Here is a 23,223-nt window from a genome sequence, read left to right as displayed (position 1 = left end):
GTCGCACCATGCCATTGAAATCCTGCTGACCAGGCCGGCCACAAACAGCGAGCTCCATCGAGCTCGTCGTACGGTGCCGCTCGCAGCGAACACAGACCGCACCCGGCTGTTGGCCGTCCACCCGGCCAAGACACCCGGCCGTGCGCTGCAATCAGTGCGCCGACGACTGCACCACCTGCTTCCCATCGACGTCCTGACCACCCACTACGCCGACCAGCTCGGGCAGGTCCTCCTCAACCTCGAGCTCAGCCGTACCGCGCGAGCGGCGATTCACCGGGCCGCGACCGCCGGCGGACAGCGGCCCGGAGACTTCGTCGGCCGGAGTGTGACCGCAGCCCTCGATCGGAACGAGAGGGAACGCTCTCAGCAACTGACGGCGCAACTCGAAGGCCTATTGGCTCGCCATTCCTCCGAGGACCTACTGGCCTGCACAGCCCGAATCCTGCTCCGCCGTCGTGGCTCGGCCGCATCTGACTCATACGCAGCCGACCGCGATCGGCGAGGCCACACGAACCCCTAGTCGTTTTCCTCCGTGGAGGCCACGTTGCACACGCCCACCGACGAACAGGCTCATGCCGTCAAAGCCTTCCAAGATGGCCATCACCTCGTGCTACAGGCCGGCGCCGGCACTGGAAAGACCAGCACGCTGAGCCTGCTCGCCTCCAGCACCAAGCGCCGAGGGCGCTATCTCGCCTTCAACAAGGACATCGCACGCGACGCCTCAGGACGCTTCCCGCGATCCGTGATGTGTAAAACCGCCCATGCCACTGCTTACGCCGCGCTCGGCCACCGCTTTGCCCGCCGCCTCAACAGCCCGCGGCAGCCCGCTTGGAAAACCGGCCAGGCCCTCGGCATCACCCGCTCCGTCCGCATCGGAGATCACAACATCACCCAGCGGACGCTTTCACACGCCGTCGTGCGTACCGTGACGCGCTTTTGCTACTCCGCCGACCGCGCCCCGGCCTGGCATCATGTACCACGCTTGCGCGGCCTGGGCGCGCCCGGTGAGCACGCTCAAGTGGTAGATGTGGTCGTGCCGTTCGCCGTGAAAGCCTGGGCAGATCTGCAGAACCACGAGCAGGGCGTGGTCCGCTTCGAACACGACCATTACCTGAAGATGTGGGCCCTGACCGCACCGAAGATCGAAGCAGACTTCCTCTTCCTCGACGAGGCCCAGGACACGAACCCCGTCCTGGAACAGGTCTTCGCCGCCCAGCGTGACCACGCCCAGCTGGTCATGGTCGGTGACTCCGCCCAAGCCATCTATGGCTGGCGCGGTGCCTGCGACGTGATGAGCTGCTTCGACGCGGCGCAGCTGACCCTGACACGCTCCTTCCGTTTCGGCCCCGGGATCGCCGACCAGGCCAACCGGTGGCTCGCCCTTGCCGACGCTCCCATCCGGCTGACCGGCACGGATACCATCCCCGCCGAAATCGGCGACATCCGCAGCCCGGACGCGGTGTTGTGCCGCACCAACATCGGCGCCATGGCGGAAGTGATGCGCCTGCTCGCTGACGGTAGGCGCGTCGCCCTCACCCGGGGAGGGCAACAGTTGGCTGCGCTGGCCATCGCAGCCCGCGATCTGAAGGACGGCCGACGTACGAACCACCCGGAGCTGGTGCTGTTCGCCTCCTGGGGCGAACTGCAGGACTACGCCGCATACGACCCGGCCGGCCGTGACCTCCAGCCCTTTGTCGATCTCGTCGACACCCACGGGCCTGACGCGATCCTCGCCGCTGTTGAGGAACTTACAGACGAGACGACCGCCGACGTCACCGTCTCGACTGCTCACAAGGCGAAGGGACGCGAATGGGATGCCGTGAAGATTGCAGAAGACTTCCCGGAGCCGAAGGACACGGACCAGCATGACAACGAAGGCCGTCCGATTCCGGGACCTGTGAACGCCACCGACGCCCGCCTCGCCTACGTGGCCGTCACCCGCGCCCGCAGCCGACTCGACCTCGGCGGACTGGCATGGATCGAAAACCGCTCATCCGTTTCGGAGTGAGGACAAGGACGAGAACGTTCTTCGTCTGCTGGTGGTACACGGCTCAGATGTACCTTGACCTGCGAAAACAGCTCCGATCGCGACAAGCTACGGACGGCTGGTCCGGGTATGGTCCGGATCTTGGATCTAAGTGATTGGTGGTGATGAGCGCTGCTCACATTTCGCGCTGTACGACGATGACGCCCTCGGCACTGCTTCGAGAGGCGACGACGGGCCGCAGAAGACTTTCCTGACTGGCGGCATCAAGGTTGTATTCGGCACGGGCGGGGGCCAGCGGCGGCTTTGCTGGTATTGCCCTCCCGTGGGCTGGGGTCGTTGCCGGTGCCTCGTTCCGGGCGATGCCCGGCGCTGTGGATTCATCCCGTGAGGGCTCGGCTGGCCGAGGCGTCGCGGCCGTGGGTTGATCAGCGCCTACTAGCGCCTCCCGGCCCGGAGACACCCCCCGAGTCATAGGCGCAGAACCCCGGTCCGAAGGGGCGGCTCCGGCGCACGATGGCTGTGAGTGCGCTTCCGCTGCTTTTCGCCATTCGTCGGCAGAGCTCCGCTTGGTGTGCCTGGGGACGTGTCCACAGGTGGGAGACAGGCGGTCACGCGCCGTATGAGGGCTGGCGGAAAGGGGCATGGTGAGCCGCTCGGGAGCTGAGAAGGGCGTTCGTCCAGGTGAGCCGCCTCAGGCTCGCTGCCCCGTGATCGGCCTGACGGTGTGGGCACTCCTGGCCTGATGGCGACTGGACCGGGGGCAGCGTCGTGATCATCCATCAGTTGCTGTCAGTGCGCCCTGCTACACCCTTTTGCTGGGGCCACACTCTGCGGCCCGCCAACGGGAGGGGCTACATGGCGAACGTACCGGACGGGTTCCACAGGGTGCGCGGGCACATCCGTCGCAATCCGAAGCCCAGGAGCGCCAAGCGCATGAGCGGTTGGATGATTGCCGGCTTACTGGCTGGTGTGTGGCTGTGGGGGCAGGTGTTCGGGTTCAGTGAGTCCACCGCCACGACGCCGCCAGCGGATCCGAAGCCGGCGGCCAGCGCGACGGCCGACCGGTGATGGAACGGTTACGTCTGCGGCGTCCTCGTGGTGCCGCAGAGCTGGGCGCAGCGGCTGTGGTTGCCCTGGCCGTGCTCGTCCTGGTGGCGCGGACGGCGGCCACGGCGGTCGGCGCGCTGAAGGCGGCCTGGCCTGCCCTGCTGGCTCTCGCCCTGCTCACGGGAGCCGTCGCGGCGTGGCGGATCATGCAGGCGACCACGATGCGGCGTCGGGAGAGGGAGCGGCTGGCCACTCTCCTGATCACGCTCGCTGACTTCGACGCCATGGACGACCGTCGCTTCGAGTACGCCCTGCGGGATCTGTTGGTCCGCGACGGCTGGCCGGCCCGCAGAGTGGGTGGCGGCGGCGACCAGGCCGCCGACGTCATCGGTGACCATCCGCAGCGCGGTCGGATCGTGGTGCAGGCCAAGCACACCCGCGTCGGCGGGAAGGTGGGCTCATCGGTGATGTACGCCGTGAAGGGGACGGCCGGGCCTGTCCACAAAGCCCATCACGCTGTCGTCGTCACCAATGGGGCCTTCACCCGGGATGCTATGGCGTGGGGTGACCGGCACGGCGTCCACTGGATCGACCGGGAGAAGCTACGGCGCTGGGCCGAGGACGGCGCCGCTCTGCACGACCTCCTCGGACTGTCCACGCGCTCCCGCCCGAGCCGGTTCAGGCGTGCGGCCTGACTGGCAAAGATCGTGATCGCTGCCCCAGACGTCTGGGGGGTGTGGTGTTCGACGAGGACGGGACGCTCGACCCGCTGCTGAAGTTCCTGCTGTATGCGGTTATCACGCTGGCCGTCGGCAAGATGCTCTGGGAGTGGCTCGCCGAGGACGTCGGCCAGCGGATTACCGGAGATCTGTGGGGACTGATAGCCGATCAACTTCCCGTGCTGCTCCTGCTCGTCAGAATCCTGTCGTTCCTGTTCGGCGCCAACACCTACGCCGACGCGGACGACATGTTCGTCGCTCCGTCTGGCGATGCGATCGAAGCGGACGTGCTGACCTTCAAGATGAAGCAGCTCTCGTCGATGAGTGCGACGGGTTTCGAGCAGGCGTGCACTGATCTCCTGGCCCGTGACGGATTCCGGCGTCCCAGGCGGGTCGGAGGCGCCGGTGACCTCGGCGTAGACATCACTGCCCGTGATGACGAAGACCGCCTCCTGATCGTGCTTTGCAAGCAGTATCAGAGCCCAGTCGGGTCAGGTCATCTGCAGGAGTTCAACGGGACAGCCCGCCCGCATCACGGAGCCGACCTCCCGATCATGATTGCGCTCAACGGCTTCACGCAGCCGGCGATCGACTTCGCCCAGCATCACCAGCTCATCCTCATGGGCCGCCCGGAATTGAAACGATGGGCCCACGGCGAGTACCTCTACGACGTCCTCGGCATCCAAAGCACGGCACAGTGACGCCAGCGCAAGGTGTGCGGAACCATCGACGACCCGCGCGTGAAACCGATCGACAGACGGCGCAACCGCCGGTCGCAGCGCGCTGTGGTGGATCTCCTGAACGCGATGCGCCCTGAACTGGAGCAGACCACGAGCCCGGGAGCAGGTGAGGGGAGCATCGCCATCTACCACACCAACGACTGGGCCGGCACGAGGCTCACCCACCACCGGAAGGGACAGATAGGCTGGGATGCTGCGCATGCGGCCCGCAGCTGGGCCCTGGAAGACGCACGCCAACGCCTATGGAACACCAAGGTTTCCAATGGCTTGGACAGAGCGCGGGCGGCAGCACCCAGCACGAAGATCCTGATGCTCACGCACGAGACCATTGCTGGCGAACTGGGCTACCAGCGACTTCACCAAGCCTTCCGGCGCAACGAGTCCTATGTGAAGAAGGAGGACCACATCATGGCCTTCTTCCTGGACGTCCTGGAACCCGCACTGCTTCATCACCGGAACAAGCGCTATGGCGCGATGTTCGACGTGCTCGGCCACCGCTCGCTTCTCACCTCACCCGCCGACAAGCACGCGTGGGCGGCCCTCCTGAAAGAGCTGGAGAGGATCCGTGAGGATGGCACGGTTGGCGACGTCCTCGACCTCTGTCTGAGCCAGCAACTGTTTGATGGACTGGGAAAGGTCCGTGAACGCCACCGCAAGTCCGTGGCACCGGCCAACAACGATTCGCAGGCCGAAAGCGACGACAAGGCCAAGGCGCGACTGGAAGAGTACGAGGCCCTGCGTGCTGTGCCGTACGCGCAACTGCTGGCGCTGCATGATCACTTGGGCGGTGGCACGCCCTTCGCGACGCAGCACGGAGTCAAAGGCCAGGAGTTCGACAGGGTCCTAGCGGTCGTCAGCAAGGGGCACACTCGCTTCCAGATCCCCGAGATGCTGGCGAACTTCTCCCGGCGTCACGGACTGCAGGGTAAGGAGCGGGAAGCCTTCGTCAGGGCGCGGAACCTCTTTTACGTGGCGTGTTCGCGGGCCAAAGAGCACTTGGCCCTCCTCTTCACCACGAAGCTCGACCCCGCTGCCCTCGACACCCTCCGGGAATGGGTGGGCGACTCCCGGATCATCTCTCTGCAGTTTGATGGAGACTCCGTGATAAGCGGCCAGCGCGAATTGAACGACGCTGTCTCGCCAGTGCGCGGGTAGGCCGTCGGCCTGGAGCAACGAAGCAGTGCTGCCCAGTACCTCCGCCCTGCCTGGCGGCGGACAGCAGGGCGTGGGTGTGGCCAGGCTGGCTCGGTTGCGCTGCGCTCCGAAATCCTCGATATGCTGAACCGTTACTTCGGGGGCCTACGGAGTGCGAAGTGGTCAGCAAGGCCGTCCCCCGGTCGCTGACGCCTTTTCGCGATGCTCCGCGACAGCACCTTCACCCCAGCCGTTGGCCGCAGTCACCTGAGCAGGGCTCCGCGAGGAGAACGACTCAATCAGCCTCGACGACGAAGCCGAGCACCGGAGACGCCAGTCCCCCTCCCGGTCCATCAACACCGGCTTGCCCACCCGTTTCCCTTGACCGAAGACATACGGGCACCCCCCTGTTGTTGCCGAGCTGGTGAGTCAGTTGCTCGTGGCGGGCGCGGTGAGTGAGGTGAGGGCGGCGTCGAGGCGCCGAGTGGCCTCTTCGGCGACCGGGCGCAGCGCGTCGAGTTCCGTGAGCGCGATCATCGTGTTCGGGTCGAGGACCTGTACGGCGGTGTGGCCGCCGTCGCGGCGGACGACGACGTTGCACGGCAGCAGCAGGCCGATCGAGCGGTCGGTGTCCAGGGCGCGGTGGGCCAGAGACGGGTTGCAAGCACCGAGGATGACGTAGTCCTCCATGTCGTGGTCGAGCTTGGCCTTGAGGGTGGCGGTGACGTCGATCTCGGTGAGGATGCCGAACCCCTGCTCCGCGAGGGCGTCGCGGGTGCGGGCGACCGCGGTGGCGAAATCGGTGTCGAGCTGCACGGTCCGGTCGTAGCGCATGGCGTCGGCCTTTCTCGTCGTCGCGAGGGCCGGACCGGTGTCCGGCCGAGTAAAGGATCTCCCGTCCTGTGGCCGGCCGCCCCGTAGGACGGAACCCAGCTTCTCAGAGTGCCACCCCTTGCTCGCTCAGGGCTGAGCGCCGTCGCGGCCGTGGTCGGCGGCGTATGCGGCGAACACTTCCGTCGGCGGGCCGCCCGTGTGGAGGAAACGTTGGTCGAGGATGCCGGCGAGGTCTTTCAACGCGCCTGCGAGCAGGGCACCCGCCAGTCGCACCTCAGGTCGTACCGCCGCCTGCCCGCGCTGGGCGAGTACGGCGGCGTAGCCGACCATGGCCGCCAGCGACGAGTGGTCCTCCCCGTCGTGGAAGTAGTACGCCTCGGCGTACTGGGTGAAGTCGATGCGGACGCGTGAGACGTCGGTGGCCAGGCTGTCCAGCAGCAGTGCTCCTGCGGTGCAGTCGATCTGCCGTGTTGTGGGCTCGGCGTCGCGCAGCAGAGCCAGTCGGACGGCCAGGACCCTCCTGCGGGTCAGCGCCGGATAGATCTCCAGCACCCAGGAGACGGTGGCCGTCAGGAGGGCGAAACCGATGAGGGCTTCGAGCGGTGAGACCAGACGGAGCCAGCCCTCGTCGGGTGCGATGTCACCCAGCCCCAGGGTGGCCACCGTGACGAGCGACAGATACACGGAGTCGAGTAGCGCCGGTTCCTGCGCCGCCTGGGAACCGGGGGCGAAGGTGAACGCCCCGGGCATGTGGGGCCAGTAGACGATCGCCCAGCCGAGGATGACGGTGACGGCCCACATGCTCACGACCGTGACCATGGCCAGCGGCCCGACGAGCCCGACCACGCGGCCGGGCGCACGGAAACGCCGGGCGAGGCGCCACAGTGCCGTCATCACGAGGCGGCTCAGACCACCGTGGCGCGTGGGGTGCCAGAGGGTGTGGAAAAGGTCCCGCAGGGTCACCATGACGAGTCCGACACCGACCAGCGAGACCAACCACTTCATCCGCGTCTCCCACGGCGCTCTGGCATGAAACGGAAACCCGCTGCGGAGCCCGGGCCAAGCCTAGGCCGTGTGCGGCGCGTGACGGTGCGGATGCGCCGACGCCACGCTCATTCGCTCGGATCATCCGCCGACAGAACGAGCGTGCAGGTCTCCCCAGGTACCACGGTCACGGCCCGGTCCGCCAGCACCACGCGGATCGCTGACTCCTCCGAGTCGGGCACGCCGATCTCCAGCCGCCCGCTCAGGCGCCGTATGCGCACCCCCCAGTGGCCGCGATAGCGCAGCGAGAATCCGTACTCGGAGAGTGCGGGAAGAGGCACGGGGTCCAGCCACAGCGCGTCCTCGCGCGTCTCCAGTCCGGTCAGGCCGCGCTGGACCAGGTCGAGGGTTCCGGCCATGGCCCCGAGATGAATGCCTTCGCCAGTTGTGCCGCCCTGTATGTCAGCGATGTCTGCCTCCAGGGCCTCCTGGACGTACTGCCATGCCTCGGCTCGTCTGGCCTTGGCGAGGACCAGGCCGTGGACGAGGCCGCTGAGTGTGGAGCCGTGGCTGGTGCGCCGGAGGTAATAGTCGACGGTCCCGCGCCAGACCTCGTCGTCCAGGTCGTAGCCGAGACGCCTGAACAGCTGCCGCAGCTCGCCGGGTGAGAACAGGTAGCCGAGCATGAGGACGTCGGCCTGCTTGGACGCCTTATAGCGGTTGACCGTGTCGCCCTCGGCCTCCAGGATCCGGTCCAGCCGCCGGATGCCGTCGTAGCGCGTTCGGTAGGCGTCCCAGTCCAGCTCGGCCAGATCGTCGTAGCCCTCGAACTGGCTGATCACGCCACGGTGGAACGGCACCCACAACCGTCGGGAGATCTCCTCCCACTTCGGAAGTTCGTCGTCGTCCAGCCGGATGCGATCGCGCAGCTCCTCCCGGCGCCAGACGGGAAGGCGCCACAGTAGATCCAGGGCGCGGCCGAGCACCCAGGCGGCGGTGACGTTGGTGTACGCGTTGTCCTCCAGCCCTGGCTGAGCGGCGCCCGGGTAGGCGTCGTGGTACTCGTCGGGGCCGACGACTCCGCGGATGTGGTAGCGCTCCGTCGCGGGGTCGAAGACCGCGAGGTCCGCCCAGAAGCGGGCTATCTGCAGCAGCATGTCCGCACCTCTGGTGTGCAGGAACTCGGTGTCACCGGTGGCCTCGCAGTACTGCCACACGTTGTACGCGATCGCCGAGCCCACGTGGTGCTGGAGATGGGAGTGGTCCGGCAGCCAGCGACCCGAGCGGGGGTTGAGATGCCACTCCTGGGTCTCCTCGCGGCCGTCGCTGCCGCTCTGCCAGGGGTACATCGCCCCGGCCCGGCCGATCGCGGCGGCGGCCCGGCAGGCCCGTGGGAGGCGTCGGTACCGGTAGTTCAGCAGGGCCCGGGAGACCTCCGGGAAGTGCAGGTTGAGGTAGGGCAGGACGAACAGCTCGTCCCAGAACACGTGGCCGCGGTACGCCTCGCCGTGCAGCCCCCGGGCCGGGACGCCCACGTCCAGATCCGTAGTGTGCGGGGACAGTGTCTGCAGGAGGTGGAAGAGGTGGAAGCGCAGGACTCGCCCGGACTGACCGGGCACCTGGATCTCCGCGCGCCGCCACAACCGCTCCCAGGCCGCGACGTGGGAGTTCAGCAGGGCCGCGAAGTCCGCGGCCGAGGACACCCGGTCGACCGCCGCGCTGAGAGGATCGCTGATCGCCGTGTCGCGTGAGGTGTGGACCGCCACGGTCTTCTCCACGGCGACGGGACGGCCGGGAGCGAGCGGGACCACCAGGCGGTGGACGGCACGGTGGCGGCCTGGGCGGAGCTCCGACGAGGCCGGTGGCAGGTCGGTGACGACCGTCCGGGCGGCCATGGCGACACCGATGTCGGAGGCGCTGGTCCGGCATGTCAGCCAGACCGTGCTGGGTTCCCGCGCCCCGGTCCGCACCTGGGTCAGCTGGTGGTGGTTGAGGGCACGGTAACGGTGCACATTGCCGTTGTGTACCTCACCGTCGAGGCAGGACTCGATTTCGACATCTCCCGACCAGCCCTCGGCGGTGAAGACCGTCCGCAGCGCGGCCAGATGAGGATCTTCCATGTGCACCAGGCGGGTCTGCTCGACAGCGACCACGCCTGCCTTCTCGTCCCGGTGGCGGAAGGCGCGGGTGAGCGTGGCGTGGCGCAGATCCAGGGTGTGCCGGTGGTCCAGGAGGGTGCGCGGATGAGGGGAGAACCAGGGGCCCCACGCACCCTCGGCGCGGCGCAGGCGGAACCGCAGGGGCAGCCAGTTCGGCAGGTTGACCAGGTCCTCGTTCACCACCTGTCGTCCCGCAACCGTCGACTCCGGGCGGTTGTAGCATCCGGCCGCGTAGGTTCCCGGGTAGTGCACCAGGCCTGCCCGGCACTCGGGCACCGCACCTCGTGTGGCGAAGTAGCCGTTGCCGAGCGTGCAGAGCGACTCCCGCAGCTGTTCGGCAGCGGGGTCGTACCCCTTCCACTCCCACGTCCACTCCGCCATCCGTGGCCCTCCTCAGTTCGGAAGTCGGGGGAGCCGAGCCCGCACGGCGACCTCAGACCAGGTGAGGGACGACGGCGACCGGGCAGGCGGAGTGGTGCAGCAGCGCGTGGGCGACGCTGCCGAGTTGCAGACCGAAGTGCCCGTGCCGGCGCTGAGCGCCGACGACGATCAGGTCGGCATCGGCCGATGCCTCCAGCAGGACACGGTGGGCGGGGCCCTCGACCGCGCGCCGGCTGACCTCAACCTCGGGGTGCTCCCGTACGACCTCGCGCAGCGCGTCGTCGAGGTGAGCCGAGACTTGCTCCTCGGGCGTCCCCGCGGCGTCCATCGCGAGCCGGGGGTCCCCCGGGACGGACTCCGCGGGAGGGGAGCCCGGCGCGTGGTCCGGACTGCGCCAGGCCCGTACGGCGGTCAGGGCGCAGCCCCGCGCCTCGGCCTCGCGGGCGGCGAACCGTACGGCACCCGTGCCGCCGGTCACATCGCCTACTCCCACCACGACCCGGCCGAGGAACCCCCGGAGGTTGCGCTCCTCGCCTCGGACGACGACGACCGGGCACATGGCATGAGCCGCCACCGTGAGGCTGACCGACCCCAGCAGCAGCCCGGCGACCTCGCCGCGCCCACGTGCGCCCGTGACCAGGGCGAACGCCTCGGACCCGGCCCGCAGCAGCGTGGAGACCGCGTCGGCGGCCACTACGTCGGCGGACACCTTCACCTCGGGGTCGCGAAGCCGGGCGCGTTCCGCGCAGGAGGCGACGATGTCCTGCGCCATGACCTCTCCGGCGGGGCGATCGGTGCTGAAGGAGGGCCTGACTCTTTCGTAACGCTCCCAGAGGGAGGCATGGACGAGCCGCAGCGACAGTCCGTGGCGTGCGGCTTCGTCCGCCGCCCAGTCGACCGCCAGCAGGCTGGATTCCGATCCGTCGACGCCCACGACCAGCGGGAGTTCCATCGGGGCCACCGCCTTCCGTCCCGTTGCTGACAGACCCCCTGTGAATACCGTCGCACCCCCCGCGCGCCGCCGCGACATACGGGCGGGCGCTCGGATCGGGTGGCCGTTGGCGGGTTGCGGTGCGCCGGGCCGCGACAACGCTGGAGACGTACGGCCCGACCAACCACCCGACGCGCTCCTCAAGGACCTGGACATGTGATGTGTCTTGACCACGAGCGTTGTCAACAGTGGGCGGCAAAGACGTGATCAAGGTTGGCGGCACGTTATGGGCAAGGGAAAGCCAGCCGGAGTCGCGTGGTCGCCCACCGTCTCATCCCGTAGACGCCGCTTCATCGCACGATCTCTCCTCGGGAGGTTCAACCTGCAGGAGGGCGCCTGACGCGTGATCAGGCATGTGGCGCGCCACCGTCCGCCGCCAGGCGCGTGAGCCACTCACGCAGCAGGCGCTGCTCGGCGTCGCTCAGGACATCGGCACCGTCGGGGAGGGCGGCGCGCAGCGCGCGGGCCGCCGCGGGGGGACCGGACTCCGAGGCGGGGACCACCGGCTCGGCGCGAGTAACAGCCGCGACCATGGACTCGCGCAGGACGGTCAACAGCGCCGGATTGCGGCGGTCCGCAGGGGTGGAGTGCCAGGTGGTGACCGCGCCCTGGCCGGTTGCCTGGATGATCTGGGCGGCCAGCTCCTCGTCGACCCGCAACCACCCCCCGGCCGCCAGCCGACGCACCCGCCCATGGAGGATCTCCAAGCCCGCGCGGTGTGCTGCGTCCGGTCCCCGGCCGACGGCCCGGTTCATCACCGCGAACAGCTCGGGGCTGGAGACCCCGAACTCGACCACCATGTCCCAGCCCCGGCGAAGCTCCTCCACCGGGTCCTGTGGAGCGGGGTCGAGCTGCGCGCGCTTTCTCTCCAGGAACTGCGCGTAGCCGTGCTCGACGACGGCCTCAAGAAGCCCCTCCTTATCGCCGAAGAGGCGGTAGATCGCCGGCGGCTGCATTCCGGCCGCGGCCGCCACCGCGCGGGTGCTCACCGCGTCAGGGCCGCCGTTCTCCAGCAGCTCGACGGCGGCCTCGACGATGCGGCGCCGAGGGCTGCCGGTTGAGTCGCGCGTAGCCATGAACCGATGGTACCGAGAATCTGGTTCCATCGGAAATTTCCAGTGTTAACGTTACCGTGATTCCATCGGAAACGGTTTGTGGAGAACTCAATGATCATCGTCACCGGAGCCACCGGAAAGCTCGGCCGCCGCACCGTCGAGCGCCTCCTGGAGCGCGTCCCCGCCGACCGCGTCGGCATCAGCGTCCGCGACCCCCGCAAGGCCCAGGACCTCGCCGACCGCGGCGTCCGCGTCCGTCAGGGCAGCTTCGACGACCCCACCTCGCTCGCACACTCCTTCGAGGGCGCCGAGCAACTGCTCCTCGTCTCCCTCGACCGCATAGGCCAGGAATGCGTCAGCGGCCACCGCGCCGCCATCGACGCCGCCGTGCAGGCCGGCGTCGGCCGCATCCTCTACACCAGCCAGATGGGCGCCGCCCACGACGCCCGCTTCCAGGCATGCCGCGACCACGCCCAGACCGAGGACCTGCTGCACGCCACCGGCCTGCCCTGGACCGCGCTGCGCAACGGCTTCTACGCCTCCAGCGCCCTGCAGTTCCTGGAGCCCGCCCGCCACACCGGCGACATCGCCCTCCCTGCCGACGGCCCCGTCGCCTGGACCGCCCACGACGACCTCGCCGAGGCCACTGCGGTGATCCTCGCCGAGGAGGCCCGCTTCGAGGGGCCCACCCCGCCGCTCACAGGCCCGGCGGCGCTCGACTTCGACACCATCGCCGAGATCGCGTCCGAGGCCACCAAACGGCCCTTCACCCGCACCGTCGTCCCCGACGACGTCTTCCGAGAGCAGGTCCTGGCGCACGGCGCCCCGGTCCCGATCGCCGACCTGATGCTGAGCATCTTCGCCGCGTCGCGGAATGGCGAGTTCACCGCTGTCGACTCGACGCTGGCCGAGCTGATCGGGCGAAAGCCCGCCACCTTCCGTACCCAGCTGGAGCGTGCCTGGGCCGAATAGATCCAGTGGGGCGCGCAGACAGCCCGGCCTGACTCGCCGCCCACAAAGCCTCGTCCGCTGTCGCCCGAGGACGTCGATCACCAGATCGGCGGCCTCGGGCACAAGCCCAGACTCCACACCATCCCAGAGGTTTCCCATGCCCCATCCCCATGCCCGGCTGAGCATCCACGGCAGACGGCTCCTGGTCGATGGGGTCCGCGCTGGCAGCCCCATCGCCCACGTCGCCGAAGAAATGGGCGTCTCCCGCACCACAGCCCACAAATGGGTACGGCGCTGGCGAGCCGAAGGCGATCCGGGGTTGTATGACCGCGCGCTGGATGGACCGGCGTCGTCAGGGGTCGACTGGACCCACCGGTCAGATCGTCCGACGCTACGAACGATCACGTCCCGGCGAACTGGTCCACGTCGACATCAAGAAGCTCGGCAACATTCCCGACGGCGGCGGACATCGGATCATGCCCCGCCAGCAGGCCGCCGGCAATCGGCAGGCCACAACCGACGCGCGTAGGGGCGGCAGTCCCGTGATCGGCTACAGGTTCGTCCACACAGCCGGCGACGATCACTCCCGGCTCGCGTGCAGCGAGGTTCTGACCGACGAACGCAAAGAGACCGCGGCCTCTTTCCAGCAGCGTGCGAATACCTTCTTCGCCGAGCATGGCATCACCGTCGAGCGCGTCCTTACCGACAACGGCTCCTGCTACAGATCCCGCTGTTCGGCCAGACTCTCAGCGCCGCCGACATCGTCCATAAGGGCACGCGCCCCTATCGCCCGCAGACGAACGGCAAGGTGGAGCGCCTAAATCGCACCCTGCTCGACGAATGGGCATACGTGCGCCCGTACGCCAGCAACGCCGAACGCACCGAAGCCCTGGCGGACTTCCTCCACACCTACAACTACCACCGGTGCCACACCGCACTCGACGGCCAACCACCCATCAGCCGCGTCAACAACCCTGCGGGTCAATACAGCTAGCCGAGGAGAGGGCGGTGAGCGCCCAGGAGCACATGACCACTCCCTGGGTCACGGTCCGCCCCCACGTCCGGGTGTGAACCCCGGACGTGGACAGTCCAGGGTCACGCTTCGATGTCGAGTACCTTCCGACACAGGGCGGCGCGGCGTGCCGGGACCGTTGGGGCCGCAGCCCAGGCGCAGCAGGACCTGTGTGTAGCCCGTCCCGGCCATCGGGTCGCGCACTGGCCAGCGCGGGTCCGTCCATTCGAGAGACTGGGTCACGAAGGAGCTGGCGAGGACGTCGTGGGTGGCCAGCAGCAGGAGCGTTCCATCGCCTGGCCGGCGCGGAGCCAGTCCTCCGGGCGGTCGTGATCCGTGCTGATGAGCGCCAGCTGAGGGTTCTGCTCGAAGTCCGCCGTGTCACGTCCCGCCACCTGTCGGGGGCCCGCGAAGTCACGCATGGGCGCCTTGCCGCCGCGCTTGCGCGGCCCGAAGGCGTAGTGCGGGACTCCGTCGTCGGCGGTGCTCACCGACGGGGCGTCGATACGCGTCCACCGGGCCAGGTCCTGCTCGCTGCGGCGGTCGGTGATGTTGCGGGCCTCGGCTTCCTGAACCAGTTCCAGCACTTCCCACAGATGCCATGAGTCGGGAAACGTCAGTGCCGCTCCTTCGACGCGAGCACTCGCGGCGAGCGCCGCCCGCACGGCCTCGGGGATCTGTCTCACCTCGAACGGGTATCGGCTGCTGTGCCGTTGGCGGATCGCCGGATACAGCGCGCCGAGGCCGCTCACATCCTTCGTACGGCCGGCCAACCGTACGCTCGCGAGGAGTGCCCGGTCGGTGAGGTCGGGCAGTAACCGGGTTTCCGGGTGCCAGCCCGCGTGGGCGATGGCGGCCCTCAGGTTCAACAGGGAAAGCACGGCTCTGCCAGAGATAGCAGCAGTCGGGACGGAAGCGCTCTTCACTGGCCCGGCCCGCGACTGCCTGGTCATCCATCGGCTGGAGTGATGCGGCGGCCCGTGAGGTGCGCGGGCCGGATCGACACCCACATCTCGCGTTCACCGCCCGGCCATGGCGTGGTGTGGGCGTGTTCGGTGAGCCTGCGCACGGAGTCAGGCTCCGTCACGACGCTCGCGGGGCCGACGGCGAGGACACTCCAGCCCTGACTCAGGGCCTCGTCCATGTGATCGACCTCGAAGGCGACCTCGGTTCCGACGGCTGCCGCGGGCGTGGAGTCCGGCGCGGTCCGGAAGACGATCGCGTCATCGACGACCTCGTAGTTGACCGGCACGACCGCCGGGCGGCCGTCGGACGCCGACACCGCGATGCGCCCCACGCCGTGGGTGGAGAGCAACGTGCGGCATTCCTCCGGGCCGAGGTCCCGCAGTTCAGGATGCAGCAGTGCCTGTCCTTGGCCGGGTGGCAGATCCATTCCTCCGCCGCGCAGCGTGGTGACCGTGGTGCCCAGTGCGTCGGCCAGCCTGATGAGGGTCGCCACACTCGGGTCGGCAGGCCGCTCCTCCAGGTACTCCAGGTAACCGGGGGACATCCGGGCGCGGCGGGCCGTCTCCTCGCGGCTGAGCCGCTGTCGGTGGCGTTCGACGGCCACGCGTCGGCCGATGTCACCGGGGCCGGGGGCCCCGGCCGGCATGGCCTCCGCCTCGGCCGTGTCGGGGCCGGAGGGGGTGCCGGTGCTCTCGGGCCGGCCGTGCTCGAGATGGCGGATGTGTGCGTCGGGCCCGGGGAACACGAGCGTCACTTCGTCCGTGTCCGACCAGCGCACGTCGTAAGGAGGCGTTCCGTCCTCGTGATGGAGTCCGACGATCTCGCCGTCGCGCTTGGCGGCGCCGGTCGTCGTGCGTTCGATGACGAGTTGGTCGCCGAGGTGAGCTCGCATGACGTCCGCCCTCTCTGCAGAACGGTGCTGTATCCAACGTGCCACGCGCGACGGGCAGCCGCACGGGACCGATCAGCCTGGGAGGCTGCGCCGACTGGCTACAGTTCCCGCAGGGCTGCCGGAAGCCCACCTCTGCTGTGCCGTGCGCGGGAGGTGTCATGGCTGGTCCCTCGACTTCTGACTTCGGGCTCGCCGTCGGTCACGTGGGCCACCCGGCGACCTCCCCGCCGTGTGGCTGCGGTGCGCCCATGCCCTTGATGTCGCGCTCTGCGGTCTTCAGTAGTTGCCTGGCCAGGTCGTTCATGGCCCGGCCCGTTGCCAGTTCGTCACCGATCTCCGGCACGTTCGAGTCCGCCGGATGGCAGTGCGCGGTCCCGTGACCGGTGAGTTCTGTGGTGCCGGTGTCCAGGGTCAGATGTGCCTTCGTCGTTCCCGCGTCGTCCTCGAACAGATGAAGACGAACCGTCCATTCCAACGTATGTGGCATCGCTTTCCTCCTCACCTCGGTACGGACCGATGCGATCCGGACGGGGTTCGTTCTGGGGCTTCAGGCCGTGCGGAGGCGGCCGGCATCTGGTCCTCGATGCGTTGCCGGACGCGGGCCGTGAGTACGCTCAGTCGCTCGGAGGTCGTCGCCCGAGGTGCGACGGGCGCTCGGATCCGGCGGGCGGCCGAGGGCAGCTCACCCATGTCCGCGGCGAGTCTCTCCCGGCACTCGTCGAGCGTGGGCTTCCTGCCGGTGCGCCGCCCGTTCCGCATCACCGTCTCCAGCAGCGGAACGCTGTCGTCGGGGGGCTGCTCGTCGGCGAGAGCGATCTCGTCGGCGCAGCCGGGGCGGCGGAAGACCTGTTTGCGGCCGGGTGCCGTCACCTTCGCCGATGAGAGCTTCATCACCGGGTGGCCGTCGGACTCGACCAGCTTGTACGCGGAGTCCAGGTACGGTGCGTCGGCCGACACACCGACACGGGTGCCCACGGCGTACGTGTCGATCGGTGCCCCGGAGCGCACGAGGTCGTCCACGGCGTACTCGTCGAGACCACCACTGGCGACGATCCGCACGTCCGGCAGCCCCGCGTCGTCAAGGATCGACCGGGCCCGTACCGCCAGTTCCCCGAGGTCGCCGCTGTCCAGCCGCACGGCGGAGCCGGGCCCGCGGTCCAGGTCCCGCAGGACGCGTGCCGCGACACGGACGCCTTCCTCCGTGTCGTAGGTGTCCACCAGCAGGGTCACCGGGCCGGGATGGCACCGGGCGAAGGCGCGGAACGCCTCCTCCTCCGAGGCGAACGCCTCCACGAAGGAGTGAGCCATGGTGCCGACGGCGGGTATGCCCTCCGCGGTGGCCGCCGCCACGTTGCTGGTCCCGGCGAAGCCGACGATCGCCCCCAGCCGAGCGGCCTGGAACCCCGCCTGCGGACCGTGGGTGCGCCGCAGGGAGAAGTCGACGACCGGGTGACCAGCGGCCGCGAGCACGCAGCGTGCGGCCTTCGAAGCGATCGCCGTCTGATGGCTGAGTCGGTTGAGCACATACGACTCGACCCACTGCGCCTGCGGAAGTGGTGCGGTCACCTCCAGCAGCGGCTCACCCGCGAACACGATCCGCCCCTCCGGGACCGCCCGCACCTGGCCGGTGAACGTCAGGCCGAGCAGCGGCTCCAGGTCCCCTGGCGGCCGGTGGAGCGCGGAAGCGCAGGCGTCGACGTCCTCGGGGCCGACATGAAAGCCGGCCAGGTAGTCGAGTGCTGATTCGAGCCCCGCCGCCACCAGGAAGCCGCGTTCAGGGGGCAGGTTGCGGACGAAGAGGCTGAACGTCGCCGGGCCGGTCATCCCCTCCCGCAGGTAGGACATGGCCATCGTGACTTCGTACAGATCGGTGGTCGTTGCATCCGACATCGGTGTCACCTCCTGGGCTTCCGTCCGGGCTCCTGCTCGTCACCGGCGGAAGCGCGCGGACCACTGCGGTTCCACCAGGTCCCACTCGGCGTCCCACCGCGCATACCTTCTCCGGTCCAGGACCAGGCGCATCCCCGCCCAGGCCGCGTAGGACCCGGCGGCCACGCCGAACGCCGCCATACCGCCCACGATCCAGCCACTGGTCGTCGCATTGAGCGTGCTCACCGGCGGACTGGTGACGATTCCGTCCCGGGTCACCCACACACGCACGGTGGCGCCCTTGGGAGTTCCCGGCTTCACGAGGGCCGTTCCCGTTCGCACGACACCGCTGGTGTCGGTCCAGCTCACCTGCGCCGGTCGCTTCGCCCAGTCGTCTTCGCTCCTGACGCCCACTGTCAGTCGGGCGGTGACCTGGTGCCGTTCCGCCGCCTGGACCCGTACGGTGCGCATCGACGCCTCGTACGCCGTCAGTCCCGTGCTGACCGCGGCTGCCGGCAGCCCGACGACGAGTACGACCATCAGGACGCGGCGGAGCCAGCGCTCGAGCCTGTCGGACGTACGGCTCAGGGAGCCCTGGGCCGCGTGATCGCCGCGCTTGGGCGGCGGACCGGATGCGTACGGCGAACCTTGTGCGCTCATGAGTCGGCCTCCAGCAACTCGCCGGCCGTCCCCCACCTGCTCCCACCGTCGAACGGCAGCGGGCTCGGGGCACAGGGCCGAAAGTCCCTGTCCAACCGATTTCCGGCCTGGTCCGCTTCCGCAGACCGCGGTCACGTCGGTCATATCTGGGGAACGACCGCGACGGGACACGGCGCGTGATGCAGTAGTGCGTGATTGATCAGTCCCAGCTGCGGGCCCGCGTGCCCGTGGCGCCTGCGGGCGCCGACGACCAGCAGGTCCGCTTCCGACGCCGCGTCCAGCGCGGCGGCCACGGTGGTGAGCCTGGTGCCGGAGGACGACGGCACGGCGGAGACCGCGCTGCGTGGGGCGCTGGCGCTGCGCTACAACACCGTCAGGCCGTTCCTGTCGCTGCTGGGTGAGTCGAAGGCGCTGGACGCGGCGCCCGCCGGCAGACGGATCCTCACCGGGGTGCAGCGGCTCCCGGCTCTCTCCCGGCGGAAGGTGGGCGAGAAGCCGCTGCTGCCGCGCGAGGTCGACGACAAGCTGGTGCCGGCGCACTGGCGCAAGGCCGTGTACGCGAACGCGGAGCTGCCGCAGGGGGCGGTGGACCGTGATGCGTACGTGGTGTGTGTGCTGGAGCACAGCTGTTCGGCGCGCTGAGGCGCCGCGACATCTTCGCCTCGCCCTCGCACCGCTGGTCCGACCCGCGAGCCCGGCTGCTTCAGGGCAAGGGGTGGGAGGCGGTGCGTGAGGACGTCCTGGCGGGCCTGAGCCTGGACGAGGACGCCGAACAGCACCTTCGGGAACTCGTCGCCGTGCTGGACGCGACGTGGAAGCAGATGGCCGAGCGCCTTCAGGAGGCGGGCGCCGACGCGAAGATCAGCATCGAGGTGCAGCCCAACGGCCGGGCGAAGCTGAACGTGGAGAAGCTCCATGCGCTGGGTGAGCCGAAGTCGCTGAAGTGGCTGCGCGAGCGTGTCGAGAAGATGCTTCCGAAGATCGACCTGCCGGACCTGTTGTTCGAGGTCTACTCATGGACCGGGTTCCTGGACGCTTTCGTGCATCTGGGCGACGGCAGAACCCGGATGAAGGACCTGACCACCTCGGTCGTCGCCCTGCTGGTGAGCGAGGCGTGCAACATCGGGATGACTCCGGTCATCAACCCCAACCACGAGGCTCTGACCCGCTCCCGGCTGGTCCACGTCGACCAGTACTATCTGCGCGCCGACACCATCGCCGCGGCGAACGCGGCCCTGATCGCCGCCCAGGCCCAGGTGCCCATCGTCGAGCACTGGGGAAAGGGGCTGCTGGCCTCCGTCGACGGCCTGCGGTTCGTCGTCCCCGTCCGCACCATCAACGCCGCCCCCTCACCCAAGTACTTCGCGAAGAAGACCGGCATCACATGGTTGAACGCCATCAACGACCAGGTCATCGGCATCGGGCAGATGGTGGTGCCCGGCACCCCGCGTGACTCCCTGTTCATCCTGGACGCCTTGTTGAACCTGGACGGCGGAGTGAAGCCGGAGATGGTCGCCACCGATAACGCCTCCTGCTCCGACATGGTCTTCGGCATCTTCAAGCTGCTCGGCTACCGCTTCTCCCCGCGCTTCAAGGACCTTCAAGACCAGCGGTTCTGGAAGGCCCAGATGCCCGGCGCCGAGACGGCCGGCGAGTACGGGCCGCTGGAGGCGATCGCGCGGAGCAAGGTGAACGTGAAGAAGGTGATCACGCACTGGCCGGACATGCTGCGGGTCGCCGGCTCCCTGGTCACCAACCAGGTCCGCGCCTACGACCTGCTGAGGATGTTCGGCAGAGAGGGGCATCCCGCCCCGCTGGGGCAGGCGTTCGCCGAGTACGGGCGCATCGCCAAAACCCTGCACCTGCTCGCCGTCGTCGACCCGGTCGACGACACCTACCGCCGCCAGATGCACAAACAGCTCACCGTCCAGGAATCCCGCCACAAGCTCGCCCGCGACATCTGCCACGGCAAGAAGGGCACCATCCACCAGGCGTACCGGGACGGGATGGAGGACCAGCTCGGGGCGCTGGGGCTCGTGCTGAACGCCGTGGTCCTGTGGACGACGCGCTACATCGACGCCGCCGTCGCCCAGCTCCGCGCGGAGGGCCACGAGATCCGCGACGAGGACGTCGCCCGGCTCTCCCCGCTCAAGCACAAGAATCTGAACGTCCTGGGCCGGTACAACTTCACCGCCTCCCAGCCGGTGAAGGGGCTGCGGCCCCTGCGCGACCCGGATGCCATCGACCTCGACGATGACGACGACGGCCAGGAGGAGTGAGCGCCGCATCCGCCGTCCGGGGCGGGTCGTTGTACTTCGAGAAGACCACCGCCGACCGGCGGGGCAGTGAGAAGGGGGCGCCGGTATGACCGTGACCGACTCGCACGACGAGATTAGGGAGCACCTGCGGGAGGCCAACGAGCGGTTCGCCGCCGACCGCAGGGACGCGCCGATGGCCGTCCGCTTCGACCCCATCGAGGCCCCCTGAACACAGCCCACCAGTCACCTCACTGACCTGGGATCAGCCTTCATTTTCGGACCAGAGTCAAGCTCAGCGTCCAGCTTCAAAGCCTCCATGGCGCAGCGGCACCGCCGTCCGCGGCTCCAAACTCACCCTCCCGGCCAGAACAGCTCAGGCGTGCCAGTCGTGGTCCATCCGCAGGAAGTACGGGAAGAGGGTGCGCTCCTCGAAGTCGAGATGGGCCTGGAGGTGGTCGGCAAGCGCGACGATCTGTTCCAGCACCACGCGGACGGAGCGCTCGTCCTTGGGGTTCAGCTGCCGCGCGTCGGCGCGGATGCTCACGATCATCTGTTTGACCTCCTCATGCTCGCGCCGGAGCCGCCCGATCTGACCGCTGAGCTCGGGGAACCGGTGCTGCATGACCGGCAGCATCCGAGCGTCCTCGATCGTGTGGTGGGCGTCCAGGTGGGCGCAGAAATGCTGGCAGCCCACCTTGAGCTGCCAGGTGAGGTCCGCGACAGTCAGACCGCCGAGCAGCTCCTCGATGTCCTCTGCGCGTGTGGTCGCCGCATCGAGCACCTCAAGCCCCTTGCGCAGGGCGGCGACGTCGCTGCGCAGCGGCGCATGCGCCATCAGCAGCTGCTGCACCACCTGGCGGCCGGCGACAGTTCCCGCCTGCGGCTGTGTCATCGTCGATGCTCCTTTGCGACTGCCTCGCGCACGGCGGGCGCGACCTTCTCGATGATGGGGCGCAGCGCGGACTCGTCGACCGGGCCGCTGAAGATGTAGCCGTTCATGCCGTGCTCGACCGGCCAGCTCGTCAGCAGGTCGACCCGCTGCGTAGTCGAACGGTCACCGACCAGGTTGTAGACCCGGTTGGTCCGGCTCGGGTCCCGCCCGGCAGCGCCGGCCGCCTCGTCGATTCGCCGGTTCGCGTCGTCCAGCTCCTCCGGGGCGAGAAATTCCTTCGAGGGCAGCCAGCCGCCTGTCCCCGCTGGAGTTCGCCCACGGCGGCCGTGAAGCGTGCTTCACGGCCGCCGTCCGGAGGGCGCTGTTTCTAGGCGGCGATGCGGTGGGCTATCGCCTTGGCCGTGGAGGCTGCGTCATCCAGTGCCTGCTGGCGGGAGGCTTCGAAGAGGTGGATCAGCTGGGACATCGCCGGATTGTGTACGGCCATCGTGAGCTCCGGGACGATGAAGTTCACGTCCAGGGCGAGCGCGTCGGCCAGAACGGCCGTGAGGTAGTTCTGCACGTATTCGTAGCCCTCGCGGGGCGTGCCCGGGGCGTAGGAGCCGCCGCGGCTGGCGACGACGGTGACGGAGGTGCCCTTGAGCCTGGAGCTTTCCACGCCGGCGGTGCGGCCGACGAGGACGATGTTGTCGAGCCACGCCTTGAGGGTCGAAGGAATCGAGTAGTTGTACATCGGAGCGCCGATCAGTATGGCGTCGGCGTTCTCCAGCTCGTCGATCAGCGTCAGCCGGTGGGCGAGGGCGGCGGCCTGGGCGGGGGTGTGCGTGGCCGGGTCGGTCTGGCCGGCGGTGTGGGCGTCGGCGGTGAGGTGCGGTACGGGGTTCGTGGCGAGGTCACGGTAGATGACCGTGCCCTCGGGGTGGTGCTCCTGCCAGGTCCGGCGGAAGGCGGCGGTCACGGCGCGGGAGGAGGAGGCGTCGCCGGAAAACAGCGAGGAATCGAGATGCAGAAGAGTGGCCATGGGATGTTCCTCAGGTGTAGCAGTGGTCGGGAATGCGGATGATCGGTGACGGTCCGCGTGGCGAGGGCGTCTCGCGATCACCCGGCCGGGTTTGCCGGGCGGAAGGTGAGCTGTGGCGCCTCGGATTCAGGCGCTGGTCAGGAGGCGAGGACGAGCGTGGCGGCGGCAGCGATCGCGATTACGGTGAGGATGATGGGTGCCATCGCGTTGCCGCGGCTCTCGGGGTTGGCGTAGTCGCCGGACTTGGCGTGGAAGCCGACGGCTCCGACGAGCAGGACTGCGAATCCCAGGGCGGCGGCAACGCCGATGGGCTGCCAGAAGAGACCGGCGATGAGCCCTGCGGCTGCGGCCAGCTCGGCCAGCCCGATGAACCGGACCAGCGGGGCGCTGAAGCCTCCGGGAGACTGCAACTGGGCTGGAATGCTGCCCCTGAGCAGGGCTTTCGGTAGTCCGGCGGCCAGCCCGACAACGGCGAGCAGAACGCTCAGTACGGCGGCGAAGACAAACACGGGTCATGCCTTTCTGGAGAGTGATTCGGACCGCCCGAGCTGTGAGGGACCGGCATCCGTGGAGGATGGGTGTGCCGGCGGGTTTTGCTGCTCACGCGTGAGCGTTGCTGAAGTGCGGTCTCATCGATGGAGAGCGCTGCTGCGCGGCAACCCGGCCGCGGG

20 protein-coding genes and 3 pseudogenes are annotated in these 23,223 nt (G+C 68.8%); 9 read left to right on the top strand and 14 right to left on the bottom strand.

Going from position 1 to position 23,223, the window contains the following annotated elements; all coding sequences use genetic code 11:
* Window positions 1-544 precede the first annotated feature (544 nt).
* The 5 genes from OG933_RS07050 (at window position 545) to OG933_RS07030 (ending at window position 5,648) form a co-directional block, all read left to right on the top strand.
* The gene (locus OG933_RS07050; protein ID WP_405625962.1) at window positions 545-2,008 is read left to right on the top strand and encodes a UvrD-helicase domain-containing protein; all 1,464 of its coding nucleotides are present in this window, start codon (window positions 545-547) and stop codon (window positions 2,006-2,008) included.
* A gap of 834 nt (window positions 2,009-2,842) precedes the next feature.
* The gene (locus OG933_RS07045; protein WP_405625960.1) at window positions 2,843-3,055 is read left to right on the top strand and encodes a hypothetical protein; all 213 of its coding nucleotides are present in this window, start codon (window positions 2,843-2,845) and stop codon (window positions 3,053-3,055) included.
* The gene (locus tag OG933_RS07040) at window positions 3,055-3,729 is read left to right on the top strand and encodes a restriction endonuclease (protein WP_405625957.1); all 675 of its coding nucleotides are present in this window, start codon (window positions 3,055-3,057) and stop codon (window positions 3,727-3,729) included. The genes OG933_RS07045 and OG933_RS07040 overlap by 1 nt, the downstream gene beginning before the upstream one ends.
* A 44-nt stretch (window positions 3,730-3,773) precedes the next feature.
* Entirely contained in the window at window positions 3,774-4,454 is a 681-nt protein-coding gene (locus tag OG933_RS07035) for a restriction endonuclease (RefSeq protein ID WP_405625955.1), read from the top strand.
* 39 nt (window positions 4,455-4,493) lie between these two features.
* Complete coding sequence (locus tag OG933_RS07030; protein WP_405625952.1) at window positions 4,494-5,648, top strand: hypothetical protein; 1,155 nt, start codon at window positions 4,494-4,496, stop codon at window positions 5,646-5,648.
* A 408-nt stretch (window positions 5,649-6,056) separates the two neighbouring features.
* Here the strand turns inward: OG933_RS07030 and OG933_RS07025 are convergent, their stop codons facing one another.
* The 5 genes from OG933_RS07025 to OG933_RS07005 all read right to left on the bottom strand — a co-directional run bounded on the left by OG933_RS07025 (window position 6,057) and on the right by OG933_RS07005 (window position 12,052).
* A complete protein-coding gene (locus OG933_RS07025; RefSeq protein ID WP_327186415.1) occupies window positions 6,057-6,461 on the bottom strand; it encodes a DUF302 domain-containing protein in 405 nt (134 codons plus the stop codon).
* Between the two features lie 126 nt (window positions 6,462-6,587).
* Window positions 6,588-7,466 carry a potassium channel family protein gene (locus tag OG933_RS07020; protein WP_327186416.1) on the bottom strand — a complete coding sequence of 293 codons (879 nt, stop codon included), beginning with the start codon at window positions 7,464-7,466 and terminating at the stop codon, window positions 6,588-6,590.
* Window positions 7,467-7,573: 107 nt separating this feature from the next.
* Window positions 7,574-9,985, bottom strand: coding sequence for a glycoside hydrolase family 65 protein (locus tag OG933_RS07015; protein WP_405625948.1), 2,412 nt, complete (start codon window positions 9,983-9,985; stop codon window positions 7,574-7,576).
* Between the two features lie 52 nt (window positions 9,986-10,037).
* Window positions 10,038-10,937, bottom strand: coding sequence for a universal stress protein (locus tag OG933_RS07010; protein WP_327186418.1), 900 nt, complete (start codon window positions 10,935-10,937; stop codon window positions 10,038-10,040).
* Window positions 10,938-11,323: 386 nt separating this feature from the next.
* Window positions 11,324-12,052, bottom strand: a complete 729-nt coding sequence (locus OG933_RS07005; protein ID WP_327186419.1) for a TetR/AcrR family transcriptional regulator — start codon at window positions 12,050-12,052, stop codon at window positions 11,324-11,326.
* Between the two features lie 90 nt (window positions 12,053-12,142).
* Between OG933_RS07005 and OG933_RS07000 the strand changes: the two genes are divergently transcribed.
* Both OG933_RS07000 and OG933_RS06995 read left to right on the top strand, forming a co-directional pair.
* Window positions 12,143-13,003: an SDR family oxidoreductase gene (locus OG933_RS07000; RefSeq protein WP_327186420.1), complete on the top strand. Its 861-nt coding sequence runs from the start codon at window positions 12,143-12,145 to the stop codon at window positions 13,001-13,003.
* Between the two features lie 136 nt (window positions 13,004-13,139).
* A pseudogene (locus OG933_RS06995) lies at window positions 13,140-13,976 on the top strand (IS481 family transposase).
* 257 nt (window positions 13,977-14,233) lie between these two features.
* On the opposite strand, the gene OG933_RS06990 reads toward OG933_RS06995, so the two are convergent.
* From OG933_RS06990 to OG933_RS06965, 6 genes and pseudogenes are all read right to left on the bottom strand, one after another.
* Window positions 14,234-14,875, bottom strand: coding sequence for a hypothetical protein (locus OG933_RS06990; RefSeq protein WP_327186421.1), 642 nt, complete (start codon window positions 14,873-14,875; stop codon window positions 14,234-14,236).
* Between the two features lie 68 nt (window positions 14,876-14,943).
* A complete protein-coding gene (locus OG933_RS06985; protein ID WP_327186422.1) occupies window positions 14,944-15,852 on the bottom strand; it encodes a DUF1918 domain-containing protein in 909 nt (302 codons plus the stop codon).
* A 199-nt stretch (window positions 15,853-16,051) separates the two neighbouring features.
* Window positions 16,052-16,339, bottom strand: a complete 288-nt coding sequence (locus OG933_RS06980; RefSeq protein ID WP_171395365.1) for a DUF1876 domain-containing protein — start codon at window positions 16,337-16,339, stop codon at window positions 16,052-16,054.
* An 11-nt stretch (window positions 16,340-16,350) separates the two neighbouring features.
* Window positions 16,351-17,751 (bottom strand): nicotinate phosphoribosyltransferase, encoded by a 1,401-nt coding sequence (locus OG933_RS06975; protein ID WP_327186423.1) that lies wholly within the window; start codon window positions 17,749-17,751, stop codon window positions 16,351-16,353.
* A 30-nt stretch (window positions 17,752-17,781) separates the two neighbouring features.
* Window positions 17,782-18,381, bottom strand: coding sequence for a hypothetical protein (locus tag OG933_RS06970; RefSeq protein ID WP_327186424.1), 600 nt, complete (start codon window positions 18,379-18,381; stop codon window positions 17,782-17,784).
* A 140-nt stretch (window positions 18,382-18,521) separates the two neighbouring features.
* A pseudogene (locus tag OG933_RS06965) lies at window positions 18,522-18,668 on the bottom strand (universal stress protein); the annotation flags it as partial.
* A gap of 49 nt (window positions 18,669-18,717) precedes the next feature.
* Between OG933_RS06965 and OG933_RS06960 the strand changes: the two are divergent.
* Together OG933_RS06960 and OG933_RS06955 are read left to right on the top strand one after the other, a co-directional pair.
* A pseudogene (locus OG933_RS06960) lies at window positions 18,718-20,660 on the top strand (Tn3 family transposase); the annotation flags it as partial.
* 85 nt (window positions 20,661-20,745) lie between these two features.
* Window positions 20,746-20,868 carry a hypothetical protein gene (locus OG933_RS06955; protein WP_327186426.1) on the top strand — a complete coding sequence of 41 codons (123 nt, stop codon included), beginning with the start codon at window positions 20,746-20,748 and terminating at the stop codon, window positions 20,866-20,868.
* 144 nt (window positions 20,869-21,012) lie between these two features.
* Here the strand turns inward: OG933_RS06955 and OG933_RS06950 are convergent, their stop codons facing one another.
* The 3 genes from OG933_RS06950 to OG933_RS06940 form a co-directional block, all read right to left on the bottom strand.
* Entirely contained in the window at window positions 21,013-21,531 is a 519-nt protein-coding gene (locus OG933_RS06950; RefSeq protein WP_405625941.1) for a hemerythrin domain-containing protein, read from the bottom strand.
* Between the two features lie 367 nt (window positions 21,532-21,898).
* Entirely contained in the window at window positions 21,899-22,552 is a 654-nt protein-coding gene (locus tag OG933_RS06945; protein ID WP_327186428.1) for an NAD(P)H-dependent oxidoreductase, read from the bottom strand.
* A 137-nt stretch (window positions 22,553-22,689) separates the two neighbouring features.
* The gene (locus OG933_RS06940) at window positions 22,690-23,061 is read right to left on the bottom strand and encodes a DoxX family protein (RefSeq protein WP_327186429.1); all 372 of its coding nucleotides are present in this window, start codon (window positions 23,059-23,061) and stop codon (window positions 22,690-22,692) included.
* Window positions 23,062-23,223 lie beyond the last annotated feature (162 nt).

It is taken from the genome of Streptomyces sp. NBC_00016, assembly GCF_045040885.1.
GTDB classification, from domain to species: domain Bacteria; phylum Actinomycetota; class Actinomycetes; order Streptomycetales; family Streptomycetaceae; genus Streptomyces; species Streptomyces coriariae.
The sequence above is the reverse complement of the archived record's forward strand: the minus strand, read 5'-3'. Positions and strand labels throughout refer to the sequence as shown.

Coding starts and splice junctions, on each gene's coding strand:
- OG933_RS06980 (WP_171395365.1), bottom strand. CDS start 16,339: ATGCCACATACGTTGGAATGGACGGTTCGTCTTCATCTGTTCGAGGAC.
- OG933_RS07040 (WP_405625957.1), top strand. CDS start 3,055: ATGGAACGGTTACGTCTGCGGCGTCCTCGTGGTGCCGCAGAGCTGGGC.
- OG933_RS06985 (WP_327186422.1), bottom strand. CDS start 15,852: ATGCGAGCTCACCTCGGCGACCAACTCGTCATCGAACGCACGACGACC.
- OG933_RS07005 (WP_327186419.1), bottom strand. CDS start 12,052: ATGGCTACGCGCGACTCAACCGGCAGCCCTCGGCGCCGCATCGTCGAG.
- OG933_RS07045 (WP_405625960.1), top strand. CDS start 2,843: ATGGCGAACGTACCGGACGGGTTCCACAGGGTGCGCGGGCACATCCGT.
- OG933_RS07015 (WP_405625948.1), bottom strand. CDS start 9,985: ATGGCGGAGTGGACGTGGGAGTGGAAGGGGTACGACCCCGCTGCCGAA.
- OG933_RS07025 (WP_327186415.1), bottom strand. CDS start 6,461: ATGCGCTACGACCGGACCGTGCAGCTCGACACCGATTTCGCCACCGCG.
- OG933_RS07000 (WP_327186420.1), top strand. CDS start 12,143: ATGATCATCGTCACCGGAGCCACCGGAAAGCTCGGCCGCCGCACCGTC.
- OG933_RS06950 (WP_405625941.1), bottom strand. CDS start 21,531: ATGACACAGCCGCAGGCGGGAACTGTCGCCGGCCGCCAGGTGGTGCAG.
- OG933_RS06970 (WP_327186424.1), bottom strand. CDS start 18,381: ATGAGCGCACAAGGTTCGCCGTACGCATCCGGTCCGCCGCCCAAGCGC.
- OG933_RS07010 (WP_327186418.1), bottom strand. CDS start 10,937: ATGGAACTCCCGCTGGTCGTGGGCGTCGACGGATCGGAATCCAGCCTG.
- OG933_RS07020 (WP_327186416.1), bottom strand. CDS start 7,466: ATGAAGTGGTTGGTCTCGCTGGTCGGTGTCGGACTCGTCATGGTGACC.
- OG933_RS06955 (WP_327186426.1), top strand. CDS start 20,746: ATGACCGTGACCGACTCGCACGACGAGATTAGGGAGCACCTGCGGGAG.
- OG933_RS06945 (WP_327186428.1), bottom strand. CDS start 22,552: ATGGCCACTCTTCTGCATCTCGATTCCTCGCTGTTTTCCGGCGACGCC.